The sequence below is a fragment of the Maritimimonas sp. 2405UD52-3 genome (assembly GCF_056591715.1).
This window is the reverse complement of the sequence record NZ_JBWQOL010000002.1, coordinates 430411-447087: the sequence shown is the minus strand read 5'-3', so window position 1 is coordinate 447087 and position 16677 is coordinate 430411. Positions and strand designations below refer to the sequence as shown.

General features: G+C 33.5%; 13 protein-coding genes. All 13 read left to right on the top strand.

What is annotated here, in order from left to right; translation table 11 throughout:
* Positions 1-2 precede the first annotated feature (2 nt).
* The 13 genes from AC1EU5_RS06355 (at position 3) to AC1EU5_RS06295 (ending at position 16660) form a co-directional block, all read left to right on the top strand.
* Positions 3-3464, top strand: coding sequence for a TIM-barrel domain-containing protein (locus AC1EU5_RS06355; RefSeq protein WP_480191530.1), 3462 nt, complete (start codon positions 3-5; stop codon positions 3462-3464).
* Complete coding sequence (locus AC1EU5_RS06350) at positions 3461-5356, top strand: alpha-amylase family protein (protein WP_480191529.1); 1896 nt, start codon at positions 3461-3463, stop codon at positions 5354-5356. Before AC1EU5_RS06355 ends, AC1EU5_RS06350 begins: the two co-directional genes overlap by 4 nt.
* Before the next feature lie 16 nt (positions 5357-5372).
* The gene (locus tag AC1EU5_RS06345) at positions 5373-7043 is read left to right on the top strand and encodes an alpha-amylase family glycosyl hydrolase (protein ID WP_480191528.1); all 1671 of its coding nucleotides are present in this window, start codon (positions 5373-5375) and stop codon (positions 7041-7043) included.
* A gap of 162 nt (positions 7044-7205) precedes the next feature.
* Entirely contained in the window at positions 7206-8507 is a 1302-nt protein-coding gene (locus AC1EU5_RS06340; RefSeq protein WP_480191527.1) for a phage integrase SAM-like domain-containing protein, read from the top strand.
* 389 nt (positions 8508-8896) lie between these two features.
* Positions 8897-9397 (top strand): mechanosensitive ion channel domain-containing protein, encoded by a 501-nt coding sequence (locus AC1EU5_RS06335; protein ID WP_480191526.1) that lies wholly within the window; start codon positions 8897-8899, stop codon positions 9395-9397.
* Between the two features lie 61 nt (positions 9398-9458).
* Positions 9459-10796, top strand: coding sequence for a TrkH family potassium uptake protein (locus AC1EU5_RS06330; protein ID WP_480191525.1), 1338 nt, complete (start codon positions 9459-9461; stop codon positions 10794-10796).
* A 13-nt stretch (positions 10797-10809) separates the two neighbouring features.
* Positions 10810-11334, top strand: a complete 525-nt coding sequence (locus AC1EU5_RS06325; protein WP_480191524.1) for a DUF3124 domain-containing protein — start codon at positions 10810-10812, stop codon at positions 11332-11334.
* The gene (gene corA, locus AC1EU5_RS06320) at positions 11335-12402 is read left to right on the top strand and encodes a magnesium/cobalt transporter CorA (protein WP_480191523.1); all 1068 of its coding nucleotides are present in this window, start codon (positions 11335-11337) and stop codon (positions 12400-12402) included.
* Positions 12403-12636: 234 nt separating this feature from the next.
* The gene (locus AC1EU5_RS06315) at positions 12637-13134 is read left to right on the top strand and encodes a Dps family protein (RefSeq protein ID WP_480191522.1); all 498 of its coding nucleotides are present in this window, start codon (positions 12637-12639) and stop codon (positions 13132-13134) included.
* A gap of 201 nt (positions 13135-13335) precedes the next feature.
* Positions 13336-14043: a mechanosensitive ion channel family protein gene (locus AC1EU5_RS06310; protein WP_480191521.1), complete on the top strand. Its 708-nt coding sequence runs from the start codon at positions 13336-13338 to the stop codon at positions 14041-14043.
* A gap of 3 nt (positions 14044-14046) precedes the next feature.
* The gene (locus AC1EU5_RS06305) at positions 14047-14949 is read left to right on the top strand and encodes a pirin family protein (protein WP_480191520.1); all 903 of its coding nucleotides are present in this window, start codon (positions 14047-14049) and stop codon (positions 14947-14949) included.
* Between the two features lie 218 nt (positions 14950-15167).
* Positions 15168-15866, top strand: a complete 699-nt coding sequence (locus AC1EU5_RS06300) for a DUF2490 domain-containing protein (RefSeq protein ID WP_480191519.1) — start codon at positions 15168-15170, stop codon at positions 15864-15866.
* 26 nt (positions 15867-15892) lie between these two features.
* Positions 15893-16660 (top strand): carbonic anhydrase family protein, encoded by a 768-nt coding sequence (locus AC1EU5_RS06295; RefSeq protein WP_480191518.1) that lies wholly within the window; start codon positions 15893-15895, stop codon positions 16658-16660.
* The last annotated feature ends 17 nt before the right edge of the window (positions 16661-16677 follow it).

Below are 16677 nucleotides of genomic sequence, written 5' to 3'. Positions count from 1 at the left end.
TTATGAGAAAAGTTCTCTTTACTTCTTTTCTTTTTTTTATTCAATTTACTTTTAGTCAAGTAACTTTTGTTGTTGATGAGTTACCTGCAAATCATGATTATGAAAAGTCTGTATATATCTCAGGTGATTTTGAAGGTTGGTCAGGTGGTATAGATGCTTATAAATTAAAACTGAAAGATAACATCTACTCAATTTCTTTACCTCAAAAAGATCAGACAATGCTTTTTAAGTTTACATTGGGTTCATGGCAAGAAGTTGAACGCGATAAAAATGGTAATCAAACAGATAATCGAACGCATAAATTTGAGAAAAAAAATGACACTGTTTTTGTAAAAATTGCAAGTTGGGACGACCAGGGTGGAGGTAATAAATCAACCGCTGCTAAAAATGTATCTATCATTTCAGAAGCATTTAAAATTCCTCAATTAAATAGAGAACGACGTATTTGGATTTATCTTCCACCAGGTTATACTAATTCTAACGAGCGCTATCCAGTGCTTTACATGCATGATGGGCAAAATATTTTCGATAAACTCACTTCATATGCAGATGAATGGGGTGTAGATGAAACACTAAATAGCTTGTTTAGAACCGATAATTTTAAACTCATTATTGTTGGAATAGATAATGGTGGAGATCATCGTATGACAGAATATTCTCCTTGGAATAATGAACGCTTTGGTAAAGGTGAAGGTGAACTATATGTTGATTTTATAATCAAAAATTTAAAACCTCATATTGATGAGAATTTTAGAACCTTGAAGGATGCTAAGCACACTGGTATTCTAGGTAGTTCAATGGGGGGGTTCATTTCACATTATGCAGGTCTGAAGTATCCGAAAGTTTTTGGAAAAATTGGCATTTTTTCACCTTCTTTTTGGTATTCAGAAGAGGCTTTTGAACTGGCACGTTCAAAAAGTAAAGAGAGTAACTCAAAGATGTACTTTTTAATGGGTGGATTAGAAGGCCCTCAAATGGTATCTGACATGAACAAGATGTTTGATCTTATGAAGTCTGAAGGCTTTAAAGAATCGAATATGTATAAAAAGATTGTTTCAGAGGCTAATCATAATGAACAATTTTGGCAACAAGAATTTGAAGAAGCCATTCTATGGCTTTTCCCTGAAGCAAAAAAAGACGCTAGGAGTTTTAAAAGCATTTCAAAAATTTCAGATGGTATCTATAATATTGTAGTTAGTGATGGTACATATTATATCAAGTTTTATAATGAAGAAATTGTAGAAACTACATTTATTCCTCAAGGACAGCAACCTAAAAAAGAATCTCATGCTGTTATATTAAAACCAGAATTTGTAAATACAACACTCAATAATTCTTCTAATTTATACTCTATCAAAACAGATGGGGTCTCCGTAAATATTCAAAAACAACCTTTCAAGATTTCGTATAACTATAAAGGAAAGGAAATCACCTCAGAAAAGAATGGCTATCGCACAATAGGTGATCTTGAGACCATTCAGTTTAGCTTAAATGAAGATGAGGTTCTATACGGTGCAGGAGCGCGAGCTTTGGGGATGAATCGCAGAGGCCATAAGCTGAGATTATATAACAAGGCAGATTACGGCTATGAATCGTATTCTACATTATTGAATTATAGTATGCCAATTGTACTTTCTTCAAATCAATACATGATCCATTTTGACAATGCACCTATTGGCTTTTTAGACCTAGATAGTTATCAAGAAAATACTTTGACCTATGAAACAATTTCTGGACGAAAAACCTATCAAGTTATTGTAGGTGATTCTTGGTATGATCTACTAGATAACTATACGGACCTTACCGGAAAGCAACCCTTACCGCCAAGATGGGCATTGGGTAATTTTGCCAGTAGGTTTGGATACCGTTCAGAAGAAGAAACACGTTCAACGGTTGAAAAATTCAGAGAAGAGCGGATTCCTTTAGACGCTGTAATATTGGATATCTTCTGGTTTGGTAAAGACATTAAAGGTGCTATGGGAAATTTTGAATTCTACAAAGATTCATTTCCTACCCCAAAGAAGATGATTCAAGATTTTAAAAATAACAATGTAAAAACAGTTTTAATTACAGAGCCTTTTGTCTTAACAACTTCAAAAAAATGGGATGAAGCAGTCAGTCAAGATGTGCTGGCAAAAGATTCATTAGGAAATCCATATACCTATGATTTTTATTTTGGTAATACAGGCTTGATTGATGTTTACAGTAAAAAAGGGAAAAACTGGTTTTGGAATGTCTATAAAGAAATAGCCGAAATGGGAGTTGATGGTGTTTGGGGTGACTTAGGTGAACCAGAAGTACACCCTTCTGATTTGATACATGCCACAGGAACTGCTGATGAGGTTCACAATACATATGGTCATGACTGGGCAAGATTGGTATATGAAGGATATCAAAAGGATTTTCCAAATGAGCGACCCTTTATTTTGATGCGTGCTGGATATTCAGGTTCTCAACGTTTCGGTTTAATTCCTTGGTCTGGAGACGTTAATAGAACATGGGGAGGCTTAAAGTCACAAACTGAAATAGCACTACAGATGGCAATGCAAGGTTTAGGTTATATGCATTCTGACTTGGGAGGCTTTGCCGGAGCCAACCTAGATGATGAATTGTATACCAGATGGTTGCAATATGGCGTTTTTCAACCTATTTACAGGCCGCATGCGCAAGAATCAGTGCCTAGTGAACCTGTATATCGTGAGGCAGAAACAAAAGAGTTAGCCAAGAAATCAATAGAACTTCGCTATCAGTTATTGCCTTACAATTATACACTAGCCTTTGAAAATCATACAAAGGGCACACCTTTGATGCGGCCTCTTTTTTTTGAAGAGCCTGAGAATAAAACCTATCAAAATTTAGCAACAACTTATTTATGGGGCAAAGACTTTTTGGTGACACCAATAACCAATAAAGGATCTGAAAAGGTAATAGTTCATTTTCCGAAAGGGAATAATTGGTTTGACTTTTATTCTGATGAAAAGATTAAAGGAGGGCAAGTAAAAGAGATTGCTACCAAACCTGAGTACATTCCTACCTATGTACGTGGTGGCGCTTTTATTCCCATGGCAAAAAAAATGCAATCAACAGAAGAGTATGAATCTTCTAATTTGATAGTGCATTTTTATTATGACCCTAATGTTGTTAAAAGTAATGCAATAGTTTATAATGACGATGGAAAAACACCGAATGCTTATGAAAAAGGAAATTATGAATTATTGAAATTAACCAACGATACTTACCGAAACTTTACCTTTTTAAGTTTTAGTAATGAAGGTGGAAAATCCTATGAAGAAAAAGACAGAAAAATTGAATTAGTACTGCATAATTTAGAGCGTAAGCCCAAAAAAATTAAGATCAATAAAAAGAAAGCAAATTTTATTTGGGATGATTTACAAAAAAAGGCTACGATAACCTTCAATTGGAAAAAAGAAAAGACCATGCAAATTAATATCATCCGATTATGAAACGAATTAAAATAAGTATGCTCTTGATACTGGCATCCATTTTTATTTGGAATTGCAAACGAGATGGTAAAGACATAAAACAAAATGAAGTGCTCACAAATTCAAGTACTACAAAGATGAAGCAAAAACAGGTTGTATATCAGGTTTTTACAAGGCTATTTGGAAATACTAATACTACAAATAAACCATGGGGTACCTTAGAAGAAAATGGAGTAGGTAAGTTTAATGATTTCACTGACAAGGCCTTACAAGAAATTAAAGATTTAGGTGTTACTTATATTTGGTATACGGGTGTGCCACATCATGATGTTATTACAGATTATACGCAATACGGGATATCAAATGATGATCCTGATGTGGTGAAAGGACGTGCTGGATCTCCTTATGCCGTAAAAGATTATTATAATGTCAATCCTGATTTGGCGATTGATCCGTCAAAGCGATTGGAAGAATTTGAAGCATTAATCGATCGCACGCACAAGGCAGGATTAAAATTATTAATTGATATCGTGCCGAATCATGTTGCTAGAAATTACAAAAGTTTGACAAATCCTGAAGGTGTTGTTGATTTTGGAGCAAATGATAATACAGAAGTTACTTATGATGTCAATAATAATTTCTATTACAATCCTGGACAAAGTTTTAAGGTGCCCGAATGGAAAGAAAACTATCTTCCTTTGGGAGGAGAAAAACATCCAATGGCTGACGAAAAGTTTGATGAAACTCCAGCTAAATGGACAGGTAACGGCTCGCGAGCTTCGCAACCCGGATTTTATGATTGGTATGAAACGGTAAAGGTAAACTATGGTATTTCACCGGAAGGTAGCAAGGATTTTGACGAATTGCCAGAGGGTTTTGGCAATGAAGATTATAAAAAACATTGCGAATTCTGGAGAAATAAAACTGTGCCTGATTCTTGGGTAAAATTTAAGGATATCGCTTTATACTGGATTGAAAAAGGTGTCGACGGATTTCGGTTTGATATGGCTGAGATGGTGCCCGTTGAATTTTGGAGTTATATGAATTCTCATATCAAAATGAAAAATCCTGAAGCCTTTCTATTGGCGGAAGTGTATCAACCACATTTATATAGAGATTATATACGTAAAGGTAAAATGGACTATCTCTATGATAAAGTTGAACTATATGATACTATAAAAAAGGTGATGCAAGGTCATGGTTCTACAGATCACATTGCTCCCATTCAAGAAGGTTTAAAAGATATTGAACATCATATGTTACATTTTTTAGAGAATCACGATGAGCAACGTATTGCGAGTCCTGACTTTGCAGGTAGTGCAGAAAAAGGAAAACCTGCAATGGTGACTTCAGCAACAATAAGTACTTCACCAACCATGATTTACTTTGCGCAAGAATTTGGAGAACCTGGAGCAGAGAATGCTGGTTTTGGTAAACCTACACGTACTTCTATCTTTGATTATATAGGTGTTCCTACTTTACAGCGTTGGGTGAACAACAAACAATTTGATGGCGGCCAATCAACTGACGCTGAAAAGTCGTTGCGAGATTTTTATAAAAGACTGCTCAATTTTACAATCAACAGCCCGGCTTTAACGGGTGAATATCAAGACTTACATGCTTTCAATAAGCAAAATACAGAATGGTATAATGATAAAGTTCACTCGTTTGTGCGATGGAATAATCAAGAAAAATTAATTATAGTTTCTAACTTTAATGCAGAAAACACCTTTGGATTTGAATTAGAGTTACCTCAAGACATTATTAAAAAATGGGATTTAAAGGAAGGGGAATATCAATTGAAAGATCAATTATATAATACCTATCAATCTACCTTAAAAGTAAAAGATGGTCAGGCAAGGGTGCGAATTGATATAAAATCTCTAGAATCGTTCATCCTAAAAATAGAATAATATTCAAAACCTAATCATGAAGAAAATAGCATTTATCATCCTAGTAATAGTACTCATGGCATGTCAAGAGAAAAAAGAGACAGAACAGATAGCTCAAAATGAAAAACCTGAAGTGAAGACTCCTTTTATTTGGGAAGGTGCGAACCTCTATTTCTTGCTAACAGACCGATTTAATAATGGTGATGAGTCAAACGATGTAAATTTTGATAGAACTGAAAAGCCTGGCAAGTTAAGAGGTTTTGAAGGAGGAGATTTGAAAGGAATCACCCAAAAGATAAATGAAGGGTATTTTACTGATTTAGGAATTAATGCTATCTGGATGACACCTGTTGTTGAACAAATTCATGGGGGTACAGATGAAGGAACGGGTCTTTCGTACGGATTTCATGGCTATTGGGCAAAAGATTGGACAAATATTGATCCGAATTTTGGTACTAAAGAAGATTTAAAAGAATTGGTAGAAGCCGCACATGATAAAGGTATTAGAGTTTTACTAGATGCGGTGATCAATCATACAGGACCCGTTACAAAGAAAGATCCTGTTTGGCCTAGTGATTGGGTGCGCACAGGTCCAGAGTGTACCTATGATAATTACGAGAATACTACTAGCTGTACTTTGGTGAAGAACCTACCGGATATTTTAACGGAAAGTAATGACAATGTTGAGCTTCCTCCGCAATTGGTTGACAAATGGAAAGCTGAAGGTCGTTATGAACAGGAAGTAAAGGAATTAAATGAATTTTTTGAGCGTACAGGATATCCAAGAGCCCCTCGATTTTATATCATGAAATGGTTAACAGATTATATCACTGAGTTCGGCATTGATGGATATCGTGTAGACACTGTAAAACATACAGAAGAAAACGTATGGCAGGAGTTTAAAGTAGAATGTGATCATGCATTTGCAAAATGGAAAGAAAGCAATCCCGACAAAGTATTAGATAATAATAATTTCTACTTGGTAGGTGAAGTCTATAATTATAATATTTCAGGAGGTCAGTTCTTTGACTTTGGTGACAAGAAGGTAAACTATTTTGATAAGGCATTTCATAGTTTGATCAATTTTGAGCTTAAATGGAATGCCAGGCAGATGCCTATAAATGATGTATTTGAAAAATACGATACTATTTTAAGTACGGATTTAAAAGACTATGGTACACTTAATTATTTAAGTTCTCATGATGATGGACAACCTTTTGATGCGAAGCGTGAAAAGCCTTTTGAAGCGGGTACATTATTATTATTGACTCCTGGAACTTCACAAGTATATTATGGAGATGAATCAGCACGTTCTTTAGTTATAGAAGGAACCGAAGGTGATGCCACATTACGTTCTTTTATGAACTGGGATAGTATAGCCAAAGATTCTAAAACGAAAGAAGTGCTAGCACATTGGCAAAAATTAGGAAAATTTAGAGCAATGCACCCTGCTGTTGGTGCTGGAAGACATGAGCTTATGTCTGAATCACCTTACATATTTAGTAGAAAGTTCAGTAAAGACAATTTTCAAGATATCGTAGTCGTAGGGTTGAATTTACCAAAAGGTGAAAAAACTGTCGCTGTTTCAAAAGTATTTGAAGATGGTAGTAAAGTTCACGATGCCTATTCAAATGTAAGTACTGAGGTAAAAGATGGTAAAGTTAAATTAACATCTGATTTTGATATTGTGCTTTTAGAGAAGGAATAGAAAATTTAATAGATATATTATAGAAAAAGCCTCATAAATTTATGAGGCTTTTTTAGTAGCGGGAACTGGACTCGAACCAGTGACCTTCGGGTTATGAGCTATTATCTATCATAATCATAAAAACATAAATCATCTTAAAATCAATTAGTTACATATTTTTTGATGTCAAATAAAATCAAAATAAAGCAAGTAAAAGCACAAAATGTTTTACCTATGTTTTACCAAATTTATCTTACCTTTATACTAGATATATGGTATATGGCTTCAGTTAAAGTTTTATTATGGCAAAAAAAGAATCGCCCTAGCCCTCATCCTATTGTTATAAGAATAACAAAGGATAGGAAACCTTCTTATATATATACTGGACAATATATCGATGAAAAATTTTGGGATGAGAGAAACAGAAGAGTTCGCAAATCTCATCCTAATGCTACTCGATTGAATCAATTAATACTAACAAAACTTGCAGAGGCAAACGACAAAATTTTAGAAGCAGAAACTAAAAATGAATATGAACCTATTTCAAGTATAAAAAAAAGAATAGTAAAAAGAGATAGGATTGACTTTTTTGCAATTGCAAATAAATATTTAGACAACCTAGAAAAAAGCGAAAAGTATCGCCAATATAAAACTGAAAAAGGTAGAATTGAAAAATTTAAGCTCTTTGTTGGTAAATCAGAATTACAATTTAAAGACATAACGGTTTCTTTATTAAGAAAGTTTGAAACACATCTTTTACACAAAGAGAACAAATCCCCTCGAACCGTTGTGAATTACCTAATGATTATTAGGACTGTTTATAATCGTGCCGTTGTTGATTCCATAATTAATAAAGAGACCTATCCTTTTGGTAAAGGTAAGATTCAAATTAAGTTTCCTCAATCTGAAAAAGTAGGTTTAAGTATTGAAGAAGTCAAACTTCTTGAAAATACCAAAGAATTAAGTCCACCACAACAACATGCCGTAAATCTATGGTTGTTTAGCTTTTATTTTGCAGGAATTAGAATTGGAGATTTATTACAACTAAAATGGACTGATTTTAAAGACGATAGGTTATACTATCGAATGAATAAAAACCAAAAATTTGATTCCTTAAAAATACCTGAAAAAGCAAAAGCAATTCTTAAAATTTATAGACAAGAATCAAATAAAAACAATCTAGTTTTCCCAGATTTAGGAGCTATTAACTTAAATGATAAAAGAGTTCTTTTATCAAGAACGCAATCCGTTACAAGGAATGTAAACAGAAAACTACAAAGAGTTTCAGATAAGCTAAAAATCAATAAAAAAATTAGCATGCATATAGCCCGACACACTTTTGGCAATATTTCGGGTGATAAGATACCAATTCAAATGCTTCAAAAATTATATCGCCATTCTTCAGTTACTACGACTATAACTTATCAAGCGAATTTTATGAAGAAATCTGCAGATACAGCATTAGATAAAGTTGTAAATTTTTAATCATACTTATTAATCATACTTATTAATCATACTTTTAAACTTAGGAATTAAGTAAGAAAAAGTTCATAAAACTATTAAATGAGTATGTATTGGAATTGGTAGACACGCCAGACTTAGGATCTGGTGCCGCGAGGCGTGGGGGTTCGACTCCCTTCATCCGCACTAAAAGCTCTCAAATTTTTGAGAGCTTTTTTTGTTTAAAAATCTTCTCAAAAAAATCTTAGGCACAACGTAGGTACAACATTTTGGTATTTTCAGACCTTTCATTTCATTTAAAACCAATTAATCTCAAACGGAACTAATTTGATTAGTCCCAATTTTTTTATTACTGTTCCATTTACATAAATTATAGTCAATTTCTTTAAATTTACTTTTTAAGTTATTAAGTAATGAAAATCGAAATTGTTCAGACGTTAGTTCTTTTAGTAAGTTTTGTCGTTGTAGCCCAAATTTTAAAATTTATATTAAGACGATTTACTATAATCAATAAAATAGATATTAATAGAAGAAAGATCATTTTGAATCTTGTTTATCTTCTATTCTATCTAATTTGTATTGCAGGATTAGCCATTATTTGGGGAATCAATCTAGAGCAATTTACTGTTTTTATTTCGTCAGTATTGGCAATTTTAGGAGTCGGCTTTTTTGCGCAATGGAGTATATTGTCCAATTTAACGGCAAGTGTCATACTGTTTTTTAATCATCCTTTACGTATAGGAGATCGTATTAAAATTTTCGAGAAAGATTTTGACTGGACTGGGGAAGTTAAAGATATAACCGGCTTTTATCTTTTTATGAAAACCGATAATGGCAAAGATATTTCCATTCCTACTTCCATTGTTATTCAAAAAGGAATAGAAATTCTTAAGGAGGAAAATACTAATTTATGAGTCTGACTGTCACATCGATAAAATGCCTAATTATTAATTTTAAACAAAAGCGTTTTCACCATTGAAGATAACATCCCATTTAAAAAGACTAAGTAAGAGTGACAAATCAATCATTCTCTTTTTGATAGGCGGTTATTTCTTCTTAACATTGATTTGCTTTTTATTACTAATTCTTCCTATTTCAAGAAATGATTCAATAACCTTCATTGATCATTTATTCTTTTCAGTGTCTTTGGTAAGTACTACAGGACTTGCGCCCTTGAATTTTGCCGAAACGTATTCGTTGACTGGACAAATTATTAGTCTGATATTTATTCAACTTGGTGGTATAGGATATATGGCACTGAGTTCATTTATTATTCTTAAAAAGCTTAGTCGAGTACCCACAATATCTGCAAAACTATTGAGGTTAGAGTTTAATCTACCTCAAAAGTATCCACTACTGGCTTTTGTATATAGCGTTTTTATTTTTACAATTCTAATTGAAGTAGCAGGTGCAATCATACTTTACTTCGGCTTTAAGCAAGAAGGTATTGCCCAACCACTATGGAATGCTATTTTTCATAGTGTATCGGCTTTTTGCACTGCAGGATTTAGTCTATTTGGAGATTCGATGTCAAGTTTCAGTCATAATAATCTAATTACGAATACCATTCTAATATTATCGCTATTAGGTTCTATAGGCTTTATCGTTTTACTTGATATTTGGCTCAGTATCATTCGAAAGAAAAATAAGATTACGCTTACCTCAAAAATCATATTAATTGCCACATTGGCGTTTATAATAATTCCAACAGTGTTAATCTTTTTATCTGATTCAACTTTGATGCTCAATGGTTGGGATGGTTTTAAATTTTCCTTTTTTCAGGCCTTATCGGCGCATAGTACTGTTGGATTTAATAATTATGATCTTAGTATTTTAAGTACTTCCGCGATTTTTATTTTCATAATTGTTATGATAATTGGTGCCTCACCCGCTGGCACAGGTGGTGGCATAAAGACTACCTCGATTACAGCGTTATGGGCTGTTCTTGTTGCCATTCTAAAAAGGAGAAAACGCATCACTTTTCTCACGAGACAAATTCCAGCTTCTAAAATATACCTCGCTGTGGCATCAGGAATTTTTTATACAGTAATACTCGCTTTAGGTATATGGAGCATTTTACTTTTTGATGGTTCTAATTTCACTTTAGATAAAATAGTCTTTGAATGTAGCTCTGCTCTAAGCACTGTAGGACTATCTACCGGAATTACTGGAGACCTGTCTGATAGTAGTAAAATAATAATTGCTATATTGATGTTTATTGGACGTTTAGGCGTGCTGACCTTTGGATTTGCACTTATTTCCGAAGCCCCATTATTAAATGATGACATAAAAATTGAAGATATAGCTATATAATATTTAGAATACCATGAACTTAAAAAATTTACTTTTACTCTCTCTTTTTTTAATATGCATTAGTTGCATTGACACTAAAGACCCGAATGTAGATGCTACCGGACAAGATGAACTGGAATCCCTGGAGGTTTCAGAACCTTTAAATGAAAAAGATGTTGAATTTCATGATATGGTTTACGTACCTATATATTCTGACATTTACATAGACTCTCAAAATCAAAATCATCTACTGTCCGCAACACTCAGCATAAGAAATTCCAGTTTTCAAGATTCGCTTTTCATTTCTAAGATTGACTACTTTAATACTAAAGGAGACCTTGTAAAGAAGTTTATTGATGGCACCATAAGCTTACCACCAATGGCAACTATCAATTACGTGATAGAAAAGGAAGATAATTCTGGTGGCTCTGGCGCAAATTTTGTTGTTGAATTGAGTGCTAGGACAAATAATGTTAAACCAATTATACAAGCCATCATGATTGGTCAGTATAGTAATAAATCTTTCTCTTTTGCTACAGACGGCTATTCAGTAAAATAAATGAAAAGAACAAAAAAAAGGAAGGTAAATAAAAGCCTAGGTAAGGCACCTGGACAGGTGATATATGTTGGTGAAAAAGAGTCAAAGCCTACTAAACTTGAAGTTTATGATTATGATGGAAGTTCCATAAAGTCTTTAGAAACAGACTTAATTGAAGATGTCTTTAAATTTAAGGGTAATAATAAAGTTACATGGATAAATATTGATGGCCTCGGACACACCGAAGAAATAATAAAGATTGGTGAGTATTTTAAATTACACCCACTAATCTTGGAGGATATTGTTGATACTGACCAGCGGCCAAAAATAGACGAGTATGATAATTATCTTTTTATTGTCCTTAAGATGCTCTATTTCGACAAAGACAAGAAGTCTACTATAGAACATGTTAGTTTTGTTTTGGGTAAGGACTACGTACTTACCTTTCAAGAATCCGAAGATGATATTTTTAACAGCATTAGACAGAGATTGAAAAACGAAAAAAGCAGATTGCGCAATTCTAGTGCAGATTATTTGGCCTTTGCCCTAATGGACGCCATTGTAGATAATTATTTTTCAGTTGTTGATGAGATGGGTGATAGAATAGAGCTGATTGAAGATAAATTATTTACCGAAAATCATACCGAAGCAATTACTAAGGACATACAACTATTAAAGCATGAAATTCTGAGGATTCGAAGAAGTATTGTTCCCTCAAGAGAGGTAATAGTCAGGATTGTAAAATCAGAAACAGATTTAATTCAAGATAAGACCAAAGACTACTTTAGAGACCTACAAGACCATATTGTCCATATAAACGAGAATATAGATGTATATCGTGAAATGATTTGGGGACTAATGGACATGTACATGACCACTATCAGTAATAAGATGAATACTATAATGAAAGTGTTGACTATCATAGCAACCATTTTCATTCCATTAACATTTATAGTGGGTGTTTATGGCATGAACTTCAAAAACATGCCTGAGCTACAATCAGATAATGGTTATTTTGTTGTTTGGGGGTTTATGATAGTAATTTTTGTATCACTTTTGATTTACTTTCGTCACAAAAAATGGCTTTAGTCTAGCTTTTTAAATAATGTTAATATAAGTTAAAGATTTGGAATTTATAAGAATTTTCTTATATTAAATAGAGTATGAAATTAATATCATCACATAATTCTTCGGTTATCTAGGCTTTAATAGGGCCTATAGTTTCTGTGCTGCTAATTACACACAATCAAATTCTTTTTAAACAATAGTATTCCTCAATTTTTTGGGGCATACTTCATTTTATTAACATTAAAAACATATAATATGGAAACCTTACATAAAACTAAAAAATCTTATCGAAAATTAGGATTTACTTATTTAGAAACAGCAGATATTGTTGTAAATATCAATCAATTAATAGCGAATTTTTATGTTCACTATTTTAAATTGAGAAACTTTCATTGGAATATTGAGGGTAGAGAGTTTTTTGAATTACACGAAGAGTTCGAAAATGATTACAATAAAACAAAAGAACAAATAGATGTCCTTGCTGAAAGAATTCGAGCCTTTGGATTGAAGCCATCAATGAGCATAAAAGAAATTCTTGAAATGGCTGAAATTAATGAAGTAGAATCAAAGAAAATGTCGCCAGTAGCTATGGTAGCGGAAGTTTTAAAAGACTATGATATATTGCATGATAAAATGCTTGATGTTGTAAACTCTGCCTTGGACTCTGGTGATAATGTAACTGAACAGATTATTACTGACTTTATGAGAAGCCTTGAAAAAAGAAACTGGATGTATACATCTTGGATGAAATAAGAATAGTAATTTAGAGGAAATGCACAACAAAATTTAAATATGGAGAAACAGTTGGAATCATCGTGGACAAATTTATTGGAAAAATTATCGGGTTGGCTAGATTCATTAATACTTAATCTACCGAATTTTTTATTGGCGCTAATAGTTTTTGTCACGATTTATTGGTTATCTAGAAATTTACATGCTTGGATAAACAAATATTTGAAAAAGTTAATAAAACAACCAGCGATAAGAGGACTTATTGCAAACGTATCATCAATTGTAATGATTGTGCTCGGGATTATAATGGCGTTGGCTATATTGAATTTAGATGGCACGCTAAAATCTTTACTTGCAGGTGCCGGAATCGCTGGACTTGCCATAAGTTTGGCTTTACAAGGAACGCTATCTAATACATTTTCTGGTGTCTTCATAGCCATTAAAGATGAGTTAAACATTGGTGACTGGATAGAAACAAATGGTTATTCAGGGAAGATAGTAGGCATTGACTTGCGTAATACGAAAATTAAAGAAGCAGATAATAACATAGTCGTTATTCCTAACAAATTAATTTTAGAAAACCCCTTTAAAAACTATGGCTTAACTAAACGAATTCGTACTACTATCACTTGCGGTGTAGACTATAGCTCAGATTTAAAGAAAGTAAGAACTCTCGCAATGGATGCCATAAGGGAAATTTATCCGCCGACCATGGGTGAGCAAATAGAGTTCTATTACACAGATTTTGGAGGAAGTTCAATAGATTTTCTATTGCGTTTTTGGGTAGATGCACAGGAAAATTTAACTGCATTAGAAGTGAAAAGTGAAGCTATCATAAAAATAAAAGAGGTTTTTGATGAAAATAATATCAATATTCCTTTTCCGATACGTACGCTTATACATGCTAATACTAATGAAAATGAGGAATAGCCAATGCAATCTAATATAGGCTTAATAATCGAGGAGCGTGCCAGAAATATTGGCAATTTTATGGTAGGTAGACTATTACCTTTTCGCCAAAAGCGTGCCGTTGGCCCTTTTGTATTTATTGACCACATGGGGCCTGCATGTCTGGAGGAGTTTGAAAATTTAGATGTACCAGCACATCCACATATAGGGCTTTCCACCCTGACCTATCTATTGGATGGTGCTATTATGCATCGTGACAGTATGGGTAACACGGTTGAAATTTTACCTGGTGAAGTGAATTGGATGACATCAGGCAAAGGTGTTGTACATTCTGAGAGGACACCTGAACGGTTACGGAAAAACGATAAATTTCTACATGGTTTTCAGATTTGGATAGCACTACCAAAGCACCTTGAAGGAGCGCAGCCTAGTTTTCAACATTACAATAAAGAAGAGATTCCTCAATGGGAAGATAATGGCGTCTATTACAAACTCATTGCTGGAAATATAAAAGGAAAGAAATCACCAGTTGATGTCCACAGTCCATTATTTTTTATTGAAATACATATCAAAGCCGCACAAACCATAGCTATAGGCGATAAGCTATTTGGTGAAGTTGGTATGTATGTTCTAGAGGGAACCGTTACCATAGAAAATAATGAATATGGAAGCAAGCAATTACTTGTCGCCAAAAGCGCTTCTTTGTGTGAATTTCAAACGAATGATAATACAACGTTATATCTCTTTGGTGGTGAACCTTTTCCTGAAGAGCGATTTATTTTTTGGAATTTTGTTCAAAGTGATAAGGCTGTAATTGAAGAAGCCAAAGAAAATTGGAAACAACAAAACCTTGATGCGTTTCCAAGGATACCAGATGACCATAAAGAATATGTACCATTGCCCGAGCCTAAATTAGGAAAATCATAGTGCGAACTAATTCAATTCGATATACCATATTCGTCTTTTCCACCCTAAATTTTTGTTTTCTATTTTATCTACGTAGCTAAACTAATACCATAATATTTATTTTAATAGTAAGACATTAATATTTAATAATATTACTATTAAAACTTTGTTAAAACTAATCATGGGCTTATAACTTGGCTAGATTTTTGTTTAATATTTACTGAAAATAATTAAACAATATGAAGAAATTTTTTTACTTATTTACATTTTGCTTTTTAACCATAACTATTACCAGTGCGCAAGGACCAGATGAAAATCAACTGGGAGCTTGGTACATGTATTTTTACAATACAACATTCAAAAACTCAAACTGGGGAATTCAAGGGGATTTTCAATATCGTGATTGGCGTGGACTTGGTGATAGAGAACAGTTATTATTACGTTCTGGTATTACGTACAAGCCAACGGATTCTGGTGTAAAATTCACTCTCGGTTTTGCTAACATTAAAACAGGGCAATTTGGAACAGACATTGACAATCCAGTATCAGAGAATCGTATATATCAAGAGGCATTATTCTCTAATACTATTCTGAAAAAACTACTACTGACGCACAGGTTTCGTTATGAGCAAAGATGGGTAGAAAATCAAGACTTCAGAACACGCTATCGTTACAATCTTTTTATAAATGTGCCTTTTAAAGGAACCACTTTAAGCAAGGGCACACCATATTTCGCTTTTTACAATGAATTATTTATCAATGGCGAGCTTAAGATTGGAGATGGACGTGAAGTACAGTTTTTTGACCGTAATAGAACCTATCTAGGACTTGGTTATCCTATAAATAATAAATTAAGAGTGCAGCTAGGATGGATGGAACAAACGACTGTAAGTTGGCAAAAAGGACAATTACAATTCAGTCTGCACCATACACTTTAAGAATTTTAACTTTAAACAATAGATATATGAGAAAATTTAGCTTACCATTAATCACATTATCAATAGTATTGCTATTAATATCTTGTCAAGAGACAAAACAAGAACAATCCAAAACACAAAATTCGCAGCAAGAACTTGTTGAAGAAAAAGTAGTCAAAAGTATTTTAACTGCTGAAGAACAAGCCGATATGTCGCCCCAAGAAATAATTGGACGTTTAAAAAAAGGGAACGAAAATTTTATGAATAACAACCTTACCCAACGCGACCATTCCGAGCAACGCAGAAAGGCAATGATTGGCCAATTTCCAAAAGCTATAGTTTTGTCTTGTGTTGATAGTCGCGTACCTGTTGAGGACGTTTTCGACTTGGGAATTGGTGACATTTTCGTCGCCAGGGTAGCTGGTAATATTGAGAATGAAGATATCGTTGGTTCAATGGAATTTGCTACTGCAGTAGCCGGCTCAAAAGTTGTAATCGTAATGGGACATTCTGCATGTGGTGCCGTAAAATCAACCATTGATAAAGTAGACGCCAAATCTTTAGGTATGCAATCGCTGGCAGATTTAATGGAAGAAATTGAACCAGCTGTAGTCGAAACAAAACTTGAAGGAACTCGTAGTTCAAAAAACACTGCATTTACAAATGATGTAATAACTAATAACGCTATGAGAACAGTAAAAAACATTAGAACAGCCTCACCAACTATGGCGAACATGGAAGATAAAGGGGAAATCATGATAGTTTCTGCGGTTTATGATATGGAGAGTGGAGAAGTTGTTTTCAATAATGATTAATCATTTGAATCATAGAT

Bases quoted from the DNA above. Each gene is read 5' to 3' on its own strand.
- AC1EU5_RS06355 (WP_480191530.1), top strand. From the start codon at position 3: ATGAGAAAAGTTCTCTTTACTTCTTTTCTTTTTTTTATTCAATTTACT.
- AC1EU5_RS06350 (WP_480191529.1), top strand. From the start codon at position 3,461: ATGAAACGAATTAAAATAAGTATGCTCTTGATACTGGCATCCATTTTT.
- AC1EU5_RS06345 (WP_480191528.1), top strand. From the start codon at position 5,373: ATGAAGAAAATAGCATTTATCATCCTAGTAATAGTACTCATGGCATGT.
- AC1EU5_RS06340 (WP_480191527.1), top strand. From the start codon at position 7,206: ATGTCAAATAAAATCAAAATAAAGCAAGTAAAAGCACAAAATGTTTTA.
- AC1EU5_RS06335 (WP_480191526.1), top strand. From the start codon at position 8,897: ATGAAAATCGAAATTGTTCAGACGTTAGTTCTTTTAGTAAGTTTTGTC.
- AC1EU5_RS06325 (WP_480191524.1), top strand. From the start codon at position 10,810: ATGAACTTAAAAAATTTACTTTTACTCTCTCTTTTTTTAATATGCATT.
- corA (WP_480191523.1), top strand. From the start codon at position 11,335: ATGAAAAGAACAAAAAAAAGGAAGGTAAATAAAAGCCTAGGTAAGGCA.
- AC1EU5_RS06315 (WP_480191522.1), top strand. From the start codon at position 12,637: ATGGAAACCTTACATAAAACTAAAAAATCTTATCGAAAATTAGGATTT.
- AC1EU5_RS06305 (WP_480191520.1), top strand. From the start codon at position 14,047: ATGCAATCTAATATAGGCTTAATAATCGAGGAGCGTGCCAGAAATATT.
- AC1EU5_RS06300 (WP_480191519.1), top strand. From the start codon at position 15,168: ATGAAGAAATTTTTTTACTTATTTACATTTTGCTTTTTAACCATAACT.
- AC1EU5_RS06295 (WP_480191518.1), top strand. From the start codon at position 15,893: ATGAGAAAATTTAGCTTACCATTAATCACATTATCAATAGTATTGCTA.